The sequence below is a fragment of the Paralcaligenes sp. KSB-10 genome, assembly GCF_021266465.1.
Taxonomy (GTDB): domain Bacteria; phylum Pseudomonadota; class Gammaproteobacteria; order Burkholderiales; family Burkholderiaceae_B.
This window is the reverse complement of record NZ_CP089848.1, coordinates 369,354-387,861: the sequence shown is the minus strand read 5'-3', so window position 1 is coordinate 387,861 and position 18,508 is coordinate 369,354. Positions and strand designations below refer to the sequence as shown.

Below are 18,508 nucleotides of genomic sequence, written 5' to 3'. Positions count from 1 at the left end.
TTTGATACGTTCGAATTACCCCATAAAGCCGACCAGGTATTAAATCGCATGCCCTATGTTGCTGCCCCTTTCACATATCTAAGATGGGCTCGTCAAGACAGTTTCAAAACATTTAAAAAAAACGGCACTTGTAAACGATACACAGAAAAGCCTGACTGGAACGAAACAACAAAGCAGGAAAAATGCCCGTTAACCGTGTCACAGAAATCACGGCAACACGGACGCAAATAAGGGAGAAGAAGGTGCGACAACCTGCCGTTCGACTTTGTGCGCTGGTGTTGCTCCTGACATTACAGACCGCGTACTCAAAATCCTCTCAGAAGGCCCCCGCCCCAGCCCCGGTGCAGAACCTGGACAGCGGGAGCATCAGCGATGAGCCTCTGGGCGGAGTCGTCATCAATAGAACGGTGACTGTGCTGGGATGGGATTTTTACAAGAATTTCGCCGAAGTATGGAGGGCTAAATATATGAATACGAAATATACCGTAACCGTATACGAACGGCCCACCGCCCAGTACGGCAGCGAAGTATGGGTTCAGTACCGCCAGAATCGCGTATTCCACACGTTTCTGTCTCCGGCCCGATCCGCCGCAAAAGAGATCAGCGGAAGAGCCGTAGACATAGTCTACAAAAACGTAGTCGACACGAATGTCCAACGCTTGTTATTCAACGATGTAGATCTCGGACCCGAGGAGATGTAAATGAAAACGACACGAATCTGCAAGCAAACTCAGTCCGGCTTGCGAAACTCCTTCATGCTTCTGGCCTTGCTTGCCGGGTCCGCATCGGCCACCGAGCTGGTCTACACCCCTGTGAATCCGTCCTTCGGCGGCAGCCCGCTGAATGGCCCGGCGCTGCTGGCCACGGCACAGGCCACCAACAACCATACCGATCCCGCTGCCTCCGCGGCAGGCTTGCAGGACCAGACTCCGCTGCAACAGTTCAACGATACCTTGCAACGGACCATACTCAGCCGCATAGCGGCATCGGCAACTTCGTCCGTCGTGGGAACCGACGGAAGCCTCAGGCCCGGAATAGTGCAGACGGGCGACTTCACCATCAGTATTGTCGATGCGGGCGGCGGGCTTCTTAATATCACGACCACCGACAAGACCACTGGCGCGTCGACTTCATTCCAGGTGGGGCAATGAACACCCTCCACCGGGCCGCCGGACCCGTATCCCGGCGGAGAGTTCATCGCGCTTGCATGACTGCCCTGGCCTCGATATTGCTGAGCGCGTGCGCGGGCATTCATCACCCGCCTTCCGGCGTAAGCGATTCCGCCAAACTATCGCCAGCCACCCCCGCCACTCATGACCTGGTGAAGCTGCCTCCTCCAAAAAGCCGGACGGTAGTGGCTGTCTACGGTTTTCGCGATCAGACCGGGCAGTACAAGCCATCGCCGGACAGTTCATTTTCGACCTCCGTCACCCAGGGTGCGGCCTCGCTGCTGATCAAGGCCTTGAAAGATTCGAACTGGTTCATACCGGTCGAGCGCGAAGGTCTTCAGGAGCTCCTGACGGAGCGCCGTATTCTGCGGGCGACGGATGCCCCGCCCCAGAAAGGAGAACCTCCTCTGGCAACTGTCCCGGCTTTGCTGCCGGCTTCGATTCTGATCGACGGCGGCATCATCGCCTATGAGAGCAATGTGCGTACCGGCGGCCTGGGCGCCCGGTTCCTGGGCGTCGGGATGACCACTCAATACCGCGTGGACCAGGTGACGATAAACCTTCGCAGCGTCAATATCGACAATGGCCAAATACTGCAAAGCGTCTCGACAACCAAAACAATCTATTCCTACGAGATCCACCCCAGCGTTTTCAAGTTCGTCAATTTCAAGGATTTGCTTGAAATCGAAGGGGGAATTACGCGTAACGAACCCGCGCAGCTGTGCGTCAAGGAAGCTATTGAATCCGCCGTGGTGCATCTGGTGGTGGAAGGCCTGAAAGATCACAACTGGGCACTCAGGAACCCGAGCGACTGGAATTCGCCCGTGATCCAGCACTACGCTCGCGAAGAAAACAATTATGTAGTGGCCGACTTGCCTGCCCCTGACAAGGGCGCAGAGCAAGCCGCCACGACATCTCCGGTCCGCTGAGTACTCATGCGAACACGCCGTCACACCTTAGGGAGAATGTCATGATTTACTCGACAAGCGGAAACCCAAGCAGCATTTGCAAGCGCCCGCAAATCATTTTATCGGCTCTTGCGCTGATGTCCGCGGGCATCGCCCCGGGCCACTGCTTTGGCCATGACCTGGCATCGTCGCCGGAACTGCCGTCTTCCGAAATGACAACGGAGAATGTGAATCTGCAATATGTCACCATGCCCCCGCCCAAGAAAAAAAACCAGTTGTCGACTCAGGCACAAGGTACTTCGCAAACGGTAACGCTGTATCAAAACGGCAGCAATAACGACGCCAATATTGCGCAGGAAGGTTATGGAAACTCGGCTTTTGCAAGCCAGGACGGTGCGAAAAACATAATCGACCTGAAGCAATACGGGTATGGCAATGACACGCTGATCGCACAAAACGGCTACGCCAACAGCGCGCAGGTGACCCAGAAAGCGAATTTCACTTCTGCGCAAGTTCTCCAGGACGGCAGTTTCAATACCACGTCAGTCACTCAATATGCAGGAGCCCCGCCGCTCAAGGTTACTCAATACAACAGCGTCGGAGCCTATGCGAAAGTAATCCAGTACTAAAGACCGCTGGGTTGGGATGTATCTCAGGTCTTAAATTTGAGGAGAATCATAATGAAAATCAGTCTTTCAGCACTTGCATTGGGTCTTGCATTCGCGTTCGGGGCTCCCGCCATGGCGTCGAACACCGGCACTGTGTATCAGGCCGGCAGCGACAACGATGCGGCCATTACCCAAACCTACAACGACTATGCTCTATCGTCGATTGACCAGCGGGGCAGCGACAATACCGCCAAATCCGACCAGCACGACACCTACGCCTACACGAAAAGCACTATTGGCCAGGCCGGTAGCGACAATTTCGCCAAGGTAGACCAGCATGACGGCGGCAACATGGTCTCTTATGTATCCCAGGCTGGCGGCTGCAACGACGCCAGGGTTACTCAAACCGGCTGGAATCAGACCGCCAGCGTAATTCAGGCGGGCTGGGGCAATACTGCCAAAGTCACACAACACTAATAATAATCACCATATAAACGGCGACAAGACCGCAGGCGGAGTAGAGACTGCTCCGCCTGTTTACCATTTCAAGCACAACGGAGGGCAATATGATTGCCGACGCGAATTTGCATGTCTGGCTGGAGGCCAACACGAATGCACGGCCAGGCATTGTTACCCCATATGTGGAAAGTTCCGAAAGCGCACGGATCCACTACAGCTTGTCTGCCATCAAAGATGGCCGAAGCGGCTCGTCCAGAATCAGTCAAAGCGGAACTGTGACGGTGCCCGCAAAAAAACCGACGGCACTGTCGCAGCTGTCGCTGGGCGCGGGCAAACACGATGCCTGTCGAATCGAGCTGATTCTGACCAAGGGAGGCATGCCTGCCGGCACGTATCATTTCGACTGCCCTCGATAACACTTGAATATGGCTGTCGATACCGCCGTCGCAGGCGCTCGCTGTTTGACGATAGACTCTTTGAATCGCCCACGATAAAATGTACTTAAAAGTAAAACATTGCATGTATAGCCGCGTCTGGTAGTATATGAAAGTACCTATTGTGGCAATGAATGCCGGACAGATTTCCTTAATATGTGCAAAAAACAGATATATTGACTATCAAGTTGCAACAACCATGCTACCAATTACTACTTGCTGTTCCTTGAAGTAAACAACATACGAGCGTCCACCCGGTAATATTTCCCTTTTTACTGTTACCGGGCAGGGGCGTTGCCCTGGAGGGAAAAATGGCAACAGTCATTGTGGTTGAGCCGCATCAGCCAGCACGCATGAGGATCCTGCAGTTGCTCGAAACCATGGCGCCCGCGATTCAATGCGAAGGGGCCGATTACTCGAGGCTGTTTCAGAACGTGCCCGCACTCAGCAGGGTGGATCTTGTTCTGTTGTCCGTTCCAGGCCAATACGAAAGAATGGTCGATCTGGTGGCCGCGGCGCGCGGCGGCTTTGCCCCTCATCGGATCCTTCTATTGTCGGATACCCCTACACTGTCCTATTCCCTGCACGACCAGCCTTCCATCCTGGCTGGCTATATACCCAAAGATTCGTCGCCCGACATGATGAAAGCCGCAATAACGTTGGTTTTGGCGGGAGGCAAGTGTTTCCAGACCGCCGACGGCTCATCGCTTGCAAGCACTGCACCGGCAGCCGTTTTACCTGCCGACAGCACGCCGCGCCGCCGTTGGTACGATAAACTCGATACCCAGGCCGCAAGGGCTACCGACGCAGCTATGTCCTTATCGGGGTTTGCCCACGATGCGCGGATGCCCGGGCCTGTGCCGGAAATGGCCGATCCAGGGCCCGATCTACCCTTGCCCGAAGAGCACGACCCGCTGTGCCCCTCGCTGGTAAACACCGAGGCGGCATTGCTGAACATCACGCCTCGGCAATACGAAGTGTTGGTACTCCTGGCGCGTGGCTACCCCATGAAAACGGTGGGACGGCAGTTGAACATTTCCGTCGCCACCGCCAAAGCGCACACCGAGACCTTATATCAGCGCCTCGACGTACACAACAGAAATGCGGCGGTGTATGCCGCTGTTTCCCGGGGGGCCACTCTGGGCTGGCGCAAGTCGGATCTGCCAGAGAACGCATCTACATAAGCTCCCGCCCGACCCGATTCCAAGGCCACCATACAGAACCTGCCGGGAAAATGTCTTGAATCCGCCATCCTGCAGATTCAGATCGGCATCCGGCTGAAAGCTCACTTCTTCCAGTTCATGACTTCCGGCGAAAGGTCCACATGATGGTAGTGCCTGAATATTTTATTTAGCCTGCCATTTTCCAGATTCGTCTGAACCCACTGATCCACCCATTTATCGAGCTCCGGATTGCCTTTTCGCAGGCCTATGGCAAGCATGAAATCTTTCATGACGAATTTACTTTCGAAGCGATTGCCAGTTTTTTTATTGAGCTCATCCAGGCTTACAAGGCCTGTCGCCACATATTGAACCTGTCCGGAAACAGCCGCGGTGATCAACGTTGCCACATCTTCGTAGCGTTTGATTTCCGCCCCCTTGGCATTTTCGGTGACGAGCTTGTCTTCCACAGTGCCGCGAGTCACGCCGACAGCTTTGCCCACCAGATCGCCGTAGCCCTTGACCGCCACATTCCTGGGGGCAATGATGACCTCCCGTATCAGTGAATAAGGGCGCGAAAAATCAATTACCTTGGCTCGCTCCGGTGACATGGACAACACGGAAATAACCAAATCCGCCTTGCCGGTTTGCAGCATGGGAATTCTGGAAGCAACCGGAACACCAACAATTTTGAGCTCCACTCCCAGGTCTTTGGCCAATTGTTTTGCAGTGGCCACATCCGACCCATCCGGCTGCATTTCCCCATTTGTGTACGTATACGGCGTAACGCTCAGTGACGTGGCAACCTTCAGCACACCGGCAGCCTTGATAGCCGCCAGCCCGTCTGCGTAAGATGCTGCGCTGGCTGCCAACGAAAACAGCAGCACGCTGAAAATTCGTGAAAAAACTTGGCGCTTACCCATTTTGATATAGCCTTCAATTAAAGATGTACGTTGTCCGATGTCATTTCTATTAATTATCGCTGCGAAACTCTTTAGGTGAAATAGGGATAACCCTGAAAGCCTGCTTAGCGCAAGTCCGCACAGGGCTCGTGCAAAGTTGCCGGAGAGCGTCGATATGTCGCCCTGAGGGCTGTCTATGCGGCAAGTTGCTGACAAATAACTGAAAATAAAGAGAAAATCGTGCAAATTCACGGCTATCCGGCACAGAATACAAACCAAGAATCTGTTTAGTGATAAATTTCGCTGGGGTGTTGGTATCGACGCAAAGGCTTCATATCAAACTCCTTCAACTTAGACACAAAGGAGATTCTCTTGACCACTTTCAAATTAAGCGCATGCGCCTTGTTTGCCACCGCCGCATTTGCTTCGGTGCCCGCCTCGGCCGCAGGTTCATGGCCCGACCATCCCGTTATTATCGTAGTTCCATTTTCGGCGGGTGGCGCCAATGACCTGGTTGCCCGCATTTTCGCCAAAGAGCTCGGCAAAGAGTTCAAACAAAACTTTATCGTGGAAAACCGCCCCGGCGCGGGCGGCATCGTGGGCGCGGCGCATGTGGCCCGCAGCAAGCCAGACGGCTATACCTATCTGGTGGGCTCCAACGGCACCGTCACCAACAGCCTGATCCGCTCCGATCAGCCCTATAAAGACGATCAGTTGACGCCCGTTGCGCTATTGGCCATAGCCCCCTCGATTATCGTCACCAACCCTTCCAACCCCGCAAACAGCCTGAAGGAATTCGTCGAAAACGCCAAGAAAAATCATACCGACCGCATTACCTTTTCAACCGCCGGAATGGGTAGCACACCCGATTTCGTGGGTGAAATGGTCAAACAGGAAACGGGGTTGCCTATCCAGCAGATTGCATATAAAAGCGGCTCGGAAGGCGTGACAGCTGTAATGAGCAATCAAGTCACCGCGACCTCGGAAGCCAGCATCGTTACGCTACCGCTCATCAAAGCCGGAAAGCTCAAGGCACTGGCAACGACCTGGGTGCACAAGCTGGCCAGCGCCCCGGAAATCAAGACCACCGCCGAGGAAGGTTATCCAAACATTCGAATCGGCCATTGGGAGGGGCTGTACGCGGCAACAGGAACACCGGCAGACATACTCGACAAAATGAATGCGGCAGTGCGACAAGCTACCAAATCCAAAGATGTGCTCGATGCCCTGAGCAAAAGCAGCATCGAGCCGGGAAGCGGCACGCGCAAGGAATTTACCCAATTCACCCAGGATGAACGTGCTCGCCTGGGTAAAGTGGTGAAAAAAGGCAATATGAAAGCAAACTAGCCTTGAAGGTGCGCGGCAAGCCGTTTGCGATGCAAAACGGGACAAGTTCTCTGAGAAGGCTTAACATAAGGATCGGTAAGCCTGTATTCAGGAATAATTAAGCAAATATTAAGCTTCATAGTCCCGGAGATAAAAATGTATAAACGCATACTTGTCGCCACCGATGGCTCAGCCTTGTCAGACAAGGCTGTCCGCAATGCCATTGGGCTGGCCAAAATGGCAGGGGCCGAACTGATCGCCCTCAAGGTTGTAGTGCCTGTCCCGGTCAGTTACTGGGAAGGCTCCACCCGCCTCGACATGCAAGAGTCGGCAAACGCCGAGAAACGCCACCTCGATGCGGGCCGCAGCATCGTCGAAGCGGTTAAAACGGCCGGGGAAGCCGAAGGCGTCACGGTCACGCCCCTTACCTTCAGCGGCGATCTCATTGCACAAACCATTATCGCCTGCGCCGAAAAGTACGAATGCGAGCTGATTGTCATGGCGTCGCATGGTCGACGCGGCATCAATCGTGTATTGCTCGGCAGCGAAACCCTGCAGGTACTGACACACTCGCGCATTCCGGTCCTGGTGCTGCGATAAGGCTACCCCGCAAAGGCCAAACGCCTTGTGGCGACCCGCAAGCGCAATCGCGCAGGTATGCAGCGCGCAGGCGGTAAGCGGCCTGTATTTTAAAACAATCCCATTTCCAGTCTTGCCGCTTCGCTGATCATCTCACGGCCCCAGGGAGGATCCCACACGAGGTCGACTTTGACTTCGTCCACGCCATGAATGGCCAGCAGCTTGGCGCGGGCTTCATCCGCCAGCAGAGTGCCCATGCCGCATCCGGGGGCCGTCAGGGTCATGCTTATATCGATGCGGAAGCGCCCTTCTGCGATAGGCTTGACGACGCAGCTATATACCAGGCCAAGATTGACGATATCGATGGGAATTTCAGGGTCGTAGCAGGTTGCAAGCTGGCTCCAGGCGGCCTGCTCCACCGACTCGGCCGTGGCGGGCCCTTCGGCCGCCGCACCCGCCTCTGCAGCGACAGGTTCCAGACCCAAGGCATCGGCGTCGCTTCCGTCAATCCGATACAGATTCCCGCCCACCAGCACCGTGTAGCTGCCGCCCAACTGCTGGGTAATCTGCGCTACGCTGCCCTCATCCAGAGTAATCGGCGAACCCCAGGGCACCTTGACGGCGGCACAGTCGCGGGTCAATTCCACTTCATGCATCCGGTTATCCATCATATACGCTCCTTTATTCCGTTTTCGCCGCGTCGGATGCATCGGTAATGGCATTGTGCAAGGTATGCCACGCCAGTGTCGCGCATTTGACGCGCGCGGGAAATTCCCGCACCCCGGCCAATACTTCGAGCTTGCCAAAATCGCGACCCTCGGGCGCTTTGTCGGTAAGCAGCGCGTGAAAATCCTTGAACAGGGCCTCCACTTCGGCCAAGGGCCTGCCTTTGACGGCTTCGGTCATGAGTGAGGCCGAGGCCGTTGAAATGGCGCAGCCGTGCCCGACAAAACTGACATCCGCGATCACTCCGCCTTCCATTCGCAGATAGACCGTCAGTTGGTCTCCGCATAAAGGGTTGTAGCCTTCGGCCGTATGATTGGCCTGAGGCATGGAATGAAAATTACGCGGTTGCCGATTGTGATCGAAGATCACCTCCTGGTAGAGCTCACGCAAATCACCGCCGTGCTCACTCATGCTTGCCACCCTTGCCAAACATTGCCTGGGCCTTGAGTATGCCCGCAACCAGCGCATCGATATCGCGCTCGTCGTTGTACAAGGCGAGGGACGCGCGAGCTGTACCGGGGATGCCGTAACGCGTCATGACCGGCATGGCGCAGTGATGGCCGGCCCGTATGGCGATGCCTTCCGTATCGAGTATGGTTCCCAGATCATGCGGATGTATGCCTTCCACCACAAAAGACAGAATACCGGCCTTGTCGTGTGCGGTGCCGATCAGGCGCAAGCCCGGCAGGCGGGTCAAGGCATCGGTACCATACGCAAGTATGGCCTGCTCATGCGCGGCGATCCTGTCCATGCCCAGGCCCTGGACATAATCGATCGCGGCGGCCAGGCCTATTACACCGGCAATATTGGGCGTGCCCGCCTCGAAACGCTGCGGGATATCGGCATAGGTGGTACGTTCGAAACTGACCGTGCGTATCATGTCGCCGCCGCCCTGCCATGGCGGCATGGCCGAAAGCAACTCGTGGCGCGCATACAGGGCGCCGATGCCGGTCGGACCGTACAGCTTGTGGCCGGAGAACACATAGAAATCGCAATCCAGTGCCTGGACATCAACGGCCTGGTGCGCCACCGCCTGCGCGCCATCGACCAGCACCTTGGCCCCTGCCTCATGGGCCTGGCGGGCTATCTCGGCAATCGGGTTGACAGTTCCCAGGGCGTTGGATACGTGCGCCACAGCCACCAGCCGGGTCCTTGGACCAAGCAGTTTCCCATACGCTTCCATATCCAGCTCACCGCGATCGCTGATCGGCACCACGCGCAATACCGCTCCGGTCTGTTCGCCTATCAGCTGCCAGGGCACGATATTGGAGTGATGCTCCATGCCGCTCAGAATGATTTCATCGCCGGGCTTCAATTGCGCGCGGCCCCAACTGAAGGCCACCAGATTGATGGCTTCCGTGGTGCCGCGGGTAAAGACGATTTCTTCGGAACGGCCTGCGTTGAGAAAACTCCGTACCCGCTCGCGGCCCGCTTCGTATAAGTCGGTGGCATGCTGCGACAGGCTATGCACACCGCGATGAATATTGGCATTCGCGTCGCGGTAGAAATCGCGCTCGGCGTCAATCACCGAGGCGGGCTTTTGCGTGGTGGCGCCGTTATCGAGGTAAACCAGACGCTTGCCGCGTATCTTGCGCGCCAGAATGGGAAAATCCGCAGCTTGCTGCAAACGCTCTGCCACAGGGGAGAAATAGCCGGGCGCGTTCATGCAAGATCCTCCAGCATTTCACCGCCCGGCAAACGCCTGCGCATGGCGGCGGCGGCGCGCAGGCGCAAGGAATCAAGGCCAATGCGGGCCAAGGTTTCTGCCGCAAATGCGTAGGTCAGCAAATTGCGCGCATGAGCCGGATCGAACCCGCGTGAGCGCAGGTAAAACAGGCTGTTCTCGTCGATCTGGCCTACCGTCGCCCCGTGTGCGCATTTGACATCGTCGGCGTAAATTTCCAGCTCGGGCCGGGTATCGGCTTCGGCCAGGCGCGACAGTAAAAGACTGTCGGACCGCTGTTCGGCATCGGTACGGTCGGCGCCCTGGGCCACATAGATGCGGCCGGCGAATACGCCACGTGCGGAGCCATCGAGAATACCCCGATAGAACTCGCGACTGGTGCCATGCGGATGCGCATGATCGATATGGGTGTGATGATCCACATGACGTCGCGCGTCGGCGTAGTACAGGCCGTTAAGCAGGGTTTCACAACCCTCTCCGTCGAAACGAGTGGCAATATCGTTGCGCGCCAGCCGCGCGCCAAAGGATAATGAGTGCGAGACAAATACCGAGCCGCGCTCTTGAACGGCATCGATGGCGGCCAGGTGGAACGCCTGTTCGCCTTCTTCCTGCAATTTGCAGTGTGTAATGCGAGCCTCCGCCCCCAGATGGCTGCGGGTGACGGCATTCGTAAAGGTCACAGCGCCCTCGGCGCCCAGATAATGTTCGATGATCGTCGCTTGAGAGTTGGCTTCGGCCACAATCAGATTGCGTGGAAAACTGGCTCCCTGGGCACTGGCGATAAAAACCAGGTGTATGGGAGCATCTACCGCAACGCCGCGCGCCAGGCGAATGACTGCGCCATCACAGGCCAGCGCCAGATTGAGGGCCGCCGTACTGGCGCCATCTTGTTCCGTCCCGAAAAACGGCCGGATACTTTCCGCGTCGCGATCCAGCACTGCCGCCAGGCTATCGATGCGCGCACCGGCCGGTAAAGCTTCGATCTCCGATAACTCAGGGGTATGGCGGCCGTCGACGAAAACCAGCCAGTGACCGGCCTGGTCGCGCCGCAAATTGTCGAGCAAGGATCGCGCAGTCACGGCGGTTGCGGGCGCGGCAAAATCTTGCTGCTGAAGCGTGGCAAGCGATGTGTGGTGCCAGTTTTCATGTTTGGCCACGGGCCAGCCCTGATCGGCGAAACGCTCCATGGCGCGCTGCCGGCCCGCCGCCAGCCACGGCGCGCGGGCACCCGGCGAACTGGCGGCTTGCCCACGAAACTGCGCTACCCAGCTTGCTATACCAGTCATGACGCGGCTCCCGCCGAAGCGGCTATCTCATCCTCGATCCAGCCATAGCCACGATCTTCCAGCTCGAGCGCCAGTTCACGGCCACCCGAACGAACAATGCGGCCATGGGCCAGCACATGCACATAATCCGGCACGATGTAATCGAGCAGGCGCTGGTAATGAGTGATCACAACCAGCGAACGCTCGGGAGAACGCAAGCGGTTGACCCCATCGGCCACAATTTTCAAGGCATCGATGTCCAGCCCGGAATCGGTTTCGTCCAGGATGGCCAGCTTGGGTTCCAGCAGCGTCATCTGCAAGACCTCATTGCGTTTTTTCTCGCCCCCTGAAAACCCTTCGTTGACCGAACGATACAAAAACTCTTCGTTCATGCTGACGGCCTTCATTTCCGCCTTGACGCGCTTGATGAAATCCATGGCGTCCAGTTCCGGCAAGCCGCGATGACGCCGCACCGCGTTGACCGCGGCCCTTAAAAAGTAGGCATTCGATACGCCAGGGATTTCGATCGGGTACTGAAATGCCAGAAACAGCCCGGCGCGAGCCCGCTCTTCGGCTGGCATACCAAGCAAATCCTGCCCTTCCCAGCTAACCGTGCCGCGATCGACCTGAAAACTGTCACGCCCTGCCAGCACCTGGGCCAGCGTACTTTTACCGGAGCCGTTGGGCCCCATGATGGCATGTACCTCACCCGCATTGACGACCAGATCGAGGCCACGCAATATGGTTTTACCTTCAACCGAGGCGTGCAGATCTTTAATATCCAGCATGTTTCTTTCTCCTTAACCTATGCTGCCTTCCAGGCTCACGCCGAGCAGCTTCTGCGCCTCGACCGCAAACTCCATGGGTAGTTCCTTGAACACTTCTTTACAAAAACCGTTAACAATCATCGACACTGCATCTTCGGCCGAAAGGCCGCGCTGCATGGCATAAAAAAGCTGGTCCTCGCCAATACGCGAAGTCGTGGCCTCGTGCTCCACCTGAGCCGTGGGGTTGCGCACCTCGATGGTGGGAAAGGTGTGCGCGGCGCAATTCTTGCCGATCAGCAATGAATCGCACTGCGTGAAATTGCGTGCACCTTCGGCTTTGGGCGTCATGCGCACCAGGCCTCGAAACACATTGCTGCCCCGCCCCGCCGAAATGCCTTTCGACAGGATGGTGCTGCGCGTATTGCGACCCATATGTATCATCTTCGAGCCGGTATCCGCCTGCTGCCTGTGGTTGGTCAGCGCCACTGAATAGAATTCGCCCACGGAATCGTCGCCGCGCAGGATCACACTCGGGTATTTCCAGGTGATGGCCGAGCCGGTCTCAACCTGAGTCCAGGAAATGCGCGAACGCGCGCCACGGCAATCGCCCCGCTTGGTAACGAAGTTGTAGATGCCGCCCTTGCCGTCCTTGTCGCCGGGGTACCAGTTCTGCACAGTCGAATACTTGATGCGTGCATCGTCGAGCGCGACCAGTTCGACGACCGCGGCATGCAACTGGTTTTCATCGCGCATGGGCGCCGTACAGCCCTCGAGGTAGCTGACCGTGGCCCCCTCTTCGGCAATGATCAAGGTACGCTCGAACTGGCCGGAATTCTGGGCATTGATACGAAAATAGGTAGACAATTCCATCGGGCAACGCACGCCTTTGGGAATGAATACGAACGAGCCATCGGTAAAGACGGCGGAATTCAGAGCCGCATAAAAATTGTCTCCCTGGGGAACCACCGTACCCAGGTATTTGCGCACCAGATCGGGATGGTTTTTCACAGCCTCTGAAAACGAACAGAAGATAACGCCATGTTCAGCCAGCTGTTTCTGAAAAGTCGTCGCCACGGAAACCGAGTCGAACACCGCATCGACCGCCACGCCGGCCAACCGAGCCCGCTCGTGCAGCGGGACACCCAGTTTTTCATAGGTGCGTAGTAATTCGGGGTCGACCTCATCCAGGCTTTTGGGGCCATCTTTTTTTAATTTGGGCGCCGAATAATAAATAATGTCTTGAAAATCAACGGCAGGGTAACTGACCTTGGCCCATTCGGGCAAGCTCATGGTCAGCCAATGACGGTAAGCCGACAGCCGCCACTCAAGCATGAATTCCGGCTCGCCTTTCTTGGCTGAAATCAAGCGAATCGTCTCTTCCGATAAGCCCTTGGGCACAGTGTCGGCTTCAAGCTCGGTCACAAAACCGGCAGCGTACTCTCGATCGAGAAACGAGTCGATTTTGTCGGTCACGGTATTCATTTATGCAGACTCCATGTCGTAGAGGTGATACTTTCAGCGCCGGCCTTCGACTCCAGGGCCGGTCGCTCTTGCAAGGGATATTCAAGGGGAATCGGGCGCACCATATCGGCAATGCTTACATCTTCGAGGGTGCGGCGCACAATCGCGTTGATGCGTTGCCAGTTCATGCGTATCTGGCAACTGGTTTCAAAGCTGCAAGCCCCTGGCGTGGCGCTGCATTCGGTCAGGCCAAACGGCTGATCTTCCAGCGCATCGACAATCTGGGCGATATTGATCTGGGCGGCGGGCCTGCTCAACGCATACCCCCCGTGAGCGCCACGGCTGCTTTTAACCAGATCATGGCGGCCGAGCGCCTTGAGCACTTTGCTGACAGTAGGCTGGCCCAGGCCCAGTGTGGCGGAAAGGTCGGCTACACTGAAAAGATGCTTCGGACTACTTGCCATATGGGTGAGCACCAAAGTGCCATAATCGATGATTTTGCTGATACGCAGCATTCGCATTCTCCTCGAACGCATTGGTTGTTTATACAGTACTTCATTGGTACTATTTGTGTCAAGAAACACCCTAGAGCCAGAATGGCCGAAAGTTGCAATATTGCTGCAGCACACCAAATCGCCGAGACGAAAAACCGCGCAATTCGATATCGCGGAAACGTACTTTTGGTTACCATAGCGACAAATGAAATTGCGCTGTGATCCCAGCCGTTTTTTGCACCGCCGCAGTCCGGGCTACCGCCTTTCCAAAGACAACACGCCATGAAAAAAATACTACTGGTCCTGATAAGCCTGCTGGCCTGTTCCGGCGCGGCCCATGCCGACGCAACACTCTGGACCTACACCGGCACGGAAGGCCCCGCCAATTGGGGCAAGCTCAGCCCCGACTACGTGATGTGCGACAAAGGCCAAAACCAATCGCCCATCAATATCCAGAAAGCGCTCAATACGCCGCTTGCCCGCCTGCAGATTCGTTACACGGCAGCCGGCAAGGACATCGTCAACAACGGGCATTCAATACAAGTCGGTTTCGCCGCGGGCAATACGCTCACGCTCGACAATACAAGGTTCGAACTGCAACAGGTGCATTTCCATGCTCCGAGCGAAAACGAAATCGAGGGCAAATCCTACCCGCTGGAAGCACACTTCGTGCATGCCGACAAGCAGGGTCATTATGCCGTCATTGCCGTTATGTTCAGAATCGGCAAAGCCAACCCCGGCCTGGCCAAACTGTGGCGGCAAATGCCCGGTGAGGCCGGCAAGCCGACACTTCTGAAAGATAGCTTCAAGCCTGTCGATCTGCTGCCAAAATCACTTGCTTATTACCGTTACAGCGGATCCCTGACCACGCCACCCTGCACGGAAGGCGTGCGCTGGCTGGTGTTGAAAAATCCAATCACCGCGTCCAGAGGGCAAATCGAGGCTTTTGAAAAGGTCATGAAGCACCATAACAACCGCCCGATCCAGCCTTTGAACGCGCGAGTCGTGGTGAAATAGCGGCGCCAGAGGGGTGCCATGAGCCATGCCCAGCCGGTCTATGATGCAGCGGGAATGACATCCTGTCCTGCTTGCTGCAAGCGCCACATTTGCGCATAGCGGCCGTTTTCCTGCAGCAAGGCCCGATGCGTTCCGCGCTCGATGACATGGCCGTGATCCAGCACAATAATTTCATCGGCTTCGGCTACCGTCGACAAACGGTGGGCAATAATCAGGGTTGTGCGATTTTTGGCGATTTGATCGAGCTCTGCCTGGATTGCCCTTTCGGTACGGGTATCGAGCGCGCTGGTGGCTTCGTCAAAAATCAGGATAGGCGGATTCTTGAGCAAGGTCCGCGCAATCGCGACACGCTGCTTTTCGCCACCCGATAATTTCAGGCCGCGCTCGCCTACCTGGGTTTCATATCCCTCGGGCAGGCTGGTGACAAAATCATGGATGCTGGCCGCCCTGGCCGCCTGAATGATTTCATCGTGGCTGGCTCCCGGATTGCCATAAGCGATGTTGTACAAAATGCTGTCGTTGAACAGCACCGTATCCTGGGGCACAATACCTATGTGCTGCCGCAAACTGGCCTGGGTCATGTCGCGTATATCGACGCCATTTATTTTGACCGCTCCGGCGTTCACATCGTAAAAGCGGAACATCAAGCGCGACAAAGTCGATTTGCCGGCTCCCGACGAGCCCACCACCGCCAGTGTTTTCCCGGCGGGAATCGTAAAGCTCGCGTCAAACAAGATCTGGCGATTGGCCTCATAGCCAAAATCGACATGCTCGAAGGCGATGCTTGCCTGAGTCGTGCGTAGAATTCGAGCATCCGTTTTATCGGCGACCTCCTGGCCTTGCTCCAGCAAACCGAACATGCGTTCCATATCGGCCAGCGCGTGCTTGATTTCGCGATACACGAAGCCGAGAAAATTCAGAGGGGCATACAACTGGGTCAGGTAGGCGGAAACCAGGACCACATCGCCCACCGACATGGTTTTTTTCACGACGCCTTCGGCCGACAGCCACAGCAACAGCGTGATACCTATGGTGATGATCACCCCCTGGCCCATATTCAGGAAATTCAGCGATATCTGGTTTTTGACCGCCGAATCAACCCATTTCCCCAGATTGCGGTCGTAGCGATCCAGTTCATAACCTTCATTGCCGAAATACTTGACCGTCTCATAGTTGATCAAGGCGTCAATCGCCTTGCTGTTGGCCTTGCTGTCCAGATCGTTCATGCTGCGGCGATACACCATGCGCTTTTCGGTGACCAGCAAGGTGAAAATAATATAGGTCGCTATGGTGCCCAGGGTAACCACGGCAAACAGAAAGTTGTAGCGCCACAGCAAAATGGCCGCCACCATGCTGATTTCCAATAGAGTCGGCAATACATTGAAGATGGTGAAATTCAGCAAAAAACCGATCCCCTTGGTGCCGCGTTCAATGTCGCGGCTCAAGCCTCCGGTCTGCCGATGCAGGTGAAAACGCATCGATAAAGCGAATAAATGCTCGAACACCTTGGCGGCAATACGCTGGATCGCACCTTGGGTCACCCGGGCGAACAAGGCGTCGCGCAGTTCGCCGAACACGCCGCTGGCCAGACGCGCAAAGCCATAACCCACCAGGGCCGCCACCGGCAGCACAATAAGCGTGGAAGGCAGGCTTAGCTTGTCGACAATCTGTTTGAGATAGATAGGCAAGATCACGCTCGCCACCTTGGCCGCGATCAGACAGGCCAAGGCCAGCATTACCCGGTATTTGAATTGCCAGATATGCGGCAAAAGGGATTTGATGGTCTTGAGGTCGTTACGATTTTTCGGCGCAGGGCCGGTATGGGTGAGTCTCATGCTGCAACTTGAAAAAGGGCTTCAATTCGGAAATCAAACGGCGTGGTGGGCGCGAAAGCACAAATACAGATCGGAAGCCGGCCTGACCGGACGTCACTCATTTTTAAGATAGTCTTTCAGCCAATGACCGAGCTTGGCAGCCTTTGTGTTCAGGTAATGCTCGTTGAACGGATTACGGTTGACCGTCAGGGGAATCCTCTCGACCACGTTCACACCCAGTTCCCCCAGCATATCGATTTTTTTGGGATTATTGGTCATCAGGCGAAGGCTGGCTATGCCAAGCCGATCCAGCATTGGCCTGCACAGATCGTAACGACGCATATCGGCGGGGAACCCAAGCCGCTCGTTGGCTTCGACAGTATCGGCGCCTTGATCCTGCAACTGATAGGCCCGAATCTTGTTGAGCAGGCCAATGCCGCGGCCTTCCTGGCGCAAGTAAAGCACGGCGCCACGCCCTTCGGCCGCAATATTGCGCAAGGCGTGTTCCAGTTGCGCCCCGCAGTCGCAGCGCTGGCTGAACAGGGCGTCGCCGGTCAGGCACTCGGAATGGACGCGTGCCAGCACAGGCTCGCCATCATCGACCCTGCCAAGTACCAGCGCAAGATGCTCTTTGCCCGAATCGCGTTCGGCAAAAGCGTGCAATTGAAATATGGCCCACGGCGTCGGCAGATCGCAAGAAGCGATGTAATCGAGTTTGCCGTCTTCCGGAGCGCCCGAATTGGCATTTTGCGAGGAAAGCATGCAAGACCTTGGAAATAAATAAGCAGTTTAAAGCCCAACCGCCTGAAAAATCGACGGGAGGATTATAAAAGGAGCCGCCTGCCCAAAAAAACGGCAAACCAGCTTCCCCCCGCCGCACATCACCGGCGATTTCAGCAGCCTATTCCAAAACGGCAATCGTCGCAGAGCCGGTCAAGTCACTGCGGCAAATCGAACAGCAGGACTTCGGCTGCCTGGGCCTGATCCAGGGTAACTCGGGTTTCATCGGTTATTTTCAACGCGTCTCCGCTCGACAGGCGAACGCCATTGACCGTAACCTCGCCGCGAGCCACATGCACATAGGCACGACGGCTTGGCGACAATGGATAGTCGACTCGATCGGCGCCATTCAAAATGGACGCAAAAACGCTGGCATCCTGGTGGATCAGCACCGAGCCGTCGCGGCCATCGGACGAAGCGATCAACCGCAACTGGCCATTCTTGGCGGCCTGGTCAAAATGCTTTTCTTCATAGCTGGGTGCAATCCCGGTTTGATTGGGCTCAATCCAGATTTGCAGAAAATGCACTTCTTCCGACTGCGAATGATTGAACTCGCTGTGGCGCACGCCGGTGCCCGCGCTCATGCGCTGCACATCGCCATAGCGGATCACCGAGCCGGTACCCATGCTGTCCTTGTGCTCCAGAGCACCGTCGAGCACATAGGAAATGATTTCCATGTCGCGGTGGCCATGAGTGCCAAACCCTTGCGCAGGCTGCACCCGGTCTTCGTTGATCACCAGCAAAGGCCCGAACCCCATTTGCCTGGGGTCGTGGTAATTGGCGAAAGAAAATGTATGGCGAGAACTAAGCCAGCCATGATTGGCAACTCCACGATCCTCGCTCTTGCGGACTTCCAGCATGATTATCCACTCCTTGATGTAATATATTCAATAATTTCGAACAATAAAAATTCAACTAACTTCGATGTATCAAGTATGAAGCAATAGGAATGAAA

The 18,508-nt window shown here is 56.0% G+C and carries 21 protein-coding genes; 10 read left to right on the top strand and 11 right to left on the bottom strand.

Annotation, left to right across the window (positions count from 1 at the left end; all coding sequences use genetic code 11):
- Window positions 1-182: 182 nt before the first annotated feature.
- The 7 genes from LSG25_RS01770 (at window position 183) to LSG25_RS01740 (ending at window position 4,762) form a co-directional block, all read left to right on the top strand.
- A complete protein-coding gene (locus tag LSG25_RS01770; protein ID WP_232743011.1) occupies window positions 183-701 on the top strand; it encodes a curli production assembly/transport protein CsgE in 519 nt (172 codons plus the stop codon).
- The gene (locus LSG25_RS01765; RefSeq protein WP_232743010.1) at window positions 702-1,151 is read left to right on the top strand and encodes a curli assembly protein CsgF; all 450 of its coding nucleotides are present in this window, start codon (window positions 702-704) and stop codon (window positions 1,149-1,151) included.
- Window positions 1,152-1,207: 56 nt separating this feature from the next.
- Entirely contained in the window at window positions 1,208-2,098 is an 891-nt protein-coding gene (locus tag LSG25_RS01760; RefSeq protein ID WP_232743009.1) for a CsgG/HfaB family protein, read from the top strand.
- 41 nt (window positions 2,099-2,139) lie between these two features.
- The gene (locus LSG25_RS01755) at window positions 2,140-2,706 is read left to right on the top strand and encodes a hypothetical protein (protein WP_232743008.1); all 567 of its coding nucleotides are present in this window, start codon (window positions 2,140-2,142) and stop codon (window positions 2,704-2,706) included.
- Between the two features lie 51 nt (window positions 2,707-2,757).
- Entirely contained in the window at window positions 2,758-3,162 is a 405-nt protein-coding gene (locus tag LSG25_RS01750; RefSeq protein ID WP_232743007.1) for a hypothetical protein, read from the top strand.
- Between the two features lie 89 nt (window positions 3,163-3,251).
- A complete protein-coding gene (gene csgH, locus LSG25_RS01745) occupies window positions 3,252-3,560 on the top strand; it encodes a curli-like amyloid fiber formation chaperone CsgH (protein WP_232743006.1) in 309 nt (102 codons plus the stop codon).
- A gap of 329 nt (window positions 3,561-3,889) precedes the next feature.
- Complete coding sequence (locus LSG25_RS01740; protein ID WP_232743005.1) at window positions 3,890-4,762, top strand: response regulator transcription factor; 873 nt, start codon at window positions 3,890-3,892, stop codon at window positions 4,760-4,762.
- 101 nt (window positions 4,763-4,863) lie between these two features.
- Here LSG25_RS01740 and LSG25_RS01735 read toward each other — a convergent pair whose 3' ends face one another.
- The gene (locus LSG25_RS01735) at window positions 4,864-5,892 is read right to left on the bottom strand and encodes a transporter substrate-binding domain-containing protein (protein WP_232743004.1); all 1,029 of its coding nucleotides are present in this window, start codon (window positions 5,890-5,892) and stop codon (window positions 4,864-4,866) included.
- A 120-nt stretch (window positions 5,893-6,012) separates the two neighbouring features.
- Between LSG25_RS01735 and LSG25_RS01730 the strand changes: the two genes are divergently transcribed.
- Window positions 6,013-6,987: a tripartite tricarboxylate transporter substrate binding protein gene (locus LSG25_RS01730; RefSeq protein WP_232743003.1), complete on the top strand. Its 975-nt coding sequence runs from the start codon at window positions 6,013-6,015 to the stop codon at window positions 6,985-6,987.
- A gap of 135 nt (window positions 6,988-7,122) precedes the next feature.
- Window positions 7,123-7,566, top strand: a complete 444-nt coding sequence (locus LSG25_RS01725) for a universal stress protein (RefSeq protein WP_232743002.1) — start codon at window positions 7,123-7,125, stop codon at window positions 7,564-7,566.
- Window positions 7,567-7,655: 89 nt separating this feature from the next.
- Here LSG25_RS01725 and sufT read toward each other — a convergent pair whose 3' ends face one another.
- Genes sufT through LSG25_RS01690 form a run of 7 tightly spaced genes read right to left on the bottom strand, consistent with a single transcriptional unit; the run spans window position 7,656 to window position 13,963 of the window.
- Complete coding sequence (sufT, locus tag LSG25_RS01720) at window positions 7,656-8,216, bottom strand: putative Fe-S cluster assembly protein SufT (protein ID WP_232743001.1); 561 nt, start codon at window positions 8,214-8,216, stop codon at window positions 7,656-7,658.
- A 10-nt stretch (window positions 8,217-8,226) separates the two neighbouring features.
- The gene (sufU, locus tag LSG25_RS01715; protein ID WP_232743000.1) at window positions 8,227-8,682 is read right to left on the bottom strand and encodes a Fe-S cluster assembly sulfur transfer protein SufU; all 456 of its coding nucleotides are present in this window, start codon (window positions 8,680-8,682) and stop codon (window positions 8,227-8,229) included.
- A complete protein-coding gene (locus LSG25_RS01710) occupies window positions 8,675-9,937 on the bottom strand; it encodes a cysteine desulfurase (protein ID WP_232742999.1) in 1,263 nt (420 codons plus the stop codon). The genes sufU and LSG25_RS01710 overlap by 8 nt, the downstream gene beginning before the upstream one ends.
- Window positions 9,934-11,241, bottom strand: a complete 1,308-nt coding sequence (gene sufD, locus LSG25_RS01705) for a Fe-S cluster assembly protein SufD (RefSeq protein ID WP_232742998.1) — start codon at window positions 11,239-11,241, stop codon at window positions 9,934-9,936. The genes LSG25_RS01710 and sufD overlap by 4 nt, the downstream gene beginning before the upstream one ends.
- Window positions 11,238-12,008, bottom strand: coding sequence for a Fe-S cluster assembly ATPase SufC (sufC, locus tag LSG25_RS01700; protein WP_232742997.1), 771 nt, complete (start codon window positions 12,006-12,008; stop codon window positions 11,238-11,240). The genes sufD and sufC overlap by 4 nt, the downstream gene beginning before the upstream one ends.
- A 12-nt stretch (window positions 12,009-12,020) precedes the next feature.
- Window positions 12,021-13,469: a Fe-S cluster assembly protein SufB gene (gene sufB / locus LSG25_RS01695; RefSeq protein WP_232742996.1), complete on the bottom strand. Its 1,449-nt coding sequence runs from the start codon at window positions 13,467-13,469 to the stop codon at window positions 12,021-12,023.
- On the bottom strand, window positions 13,466-13,963 hold the full coding sequence (locus LSG25_RS01690; protein ID WP_232742995.1) for an SUF system Fe-S cluster assembly regulator: 498 nt from the start codon (window positions 13,961-13,963) through the stop codon (window positions 13,466-13,468). The genes sufB and LSG25_RS01690 overlap by 4 nt, the downstream gene beginning before the upstream one ends.
- 261 nt (window positions 13,964-14,224) lie before the next feature.
- Here LSG25_RS01690 and LSG25_RS01685 point away from each other — a divergent pair, with 261 nt between their 5' ends.
- Window positions 14,225-14,959, top strand: a complete 735-nt coding sequence (locus LSG25_RS01685) for a carbonic anhydrase (protein WP_232742994.1) — start codon at window positions 14,225-14,227, stop codon at window positions 14,957-14,959.
- Between the two features lie 38 nt (window positions 14,960-14,997).
- Here LSG25_RS01685 and LSG25_RS01680 read toward each other — a convergent pair whose 3' ends face one another.
- The 3 genes from LSG25_RS01680 to LSG25_RS01670 all read right to left on the bottom strand — a co-directional run bounded on the left by LSG25_RS01680 (window position 14,998) and on the right by LSG25_RS01670 (window position 18,413).
- Window positions 14,998-16,794: an ABC transporter ATP-binding protein/permease gene (locus LSG25_RS01680; RefSeq protein ID WP_232742993.1), complete on the bottom strand. Its 1,797-nt coding sequence runs from the start codon at window positions 16,792-16,794 to the stop codon at window positions 14,998-15,000.
- A gap of 93 nt (window positions 16,795-16,887) precedes the next feature.
- Window positions 16,888-17,535, bottom strand: a complete 648-nt coding sequence (ribA, locus tag LSG25_RS01675; RefSeq protein ID WP_232742992.1) for a GTP cyclohydrolase II — start codon at window positions 17,533-17,535, stop codon at window positions 16,888-16,890.
- A 176-nt stretch (window positions 17,536-17,711) separates the two neighbouring features.
- Entirely contained in the window at window positions 17,712-18,413 is a 702-nt protein-coding gene (locus tag LSG25_RS01670; protein WP_232742991.1) for a pirin family protein, read from the bottom strand.
- Between the last annotated feature and the right edge of the window lie 95 nt (window positions 18,414-18,508).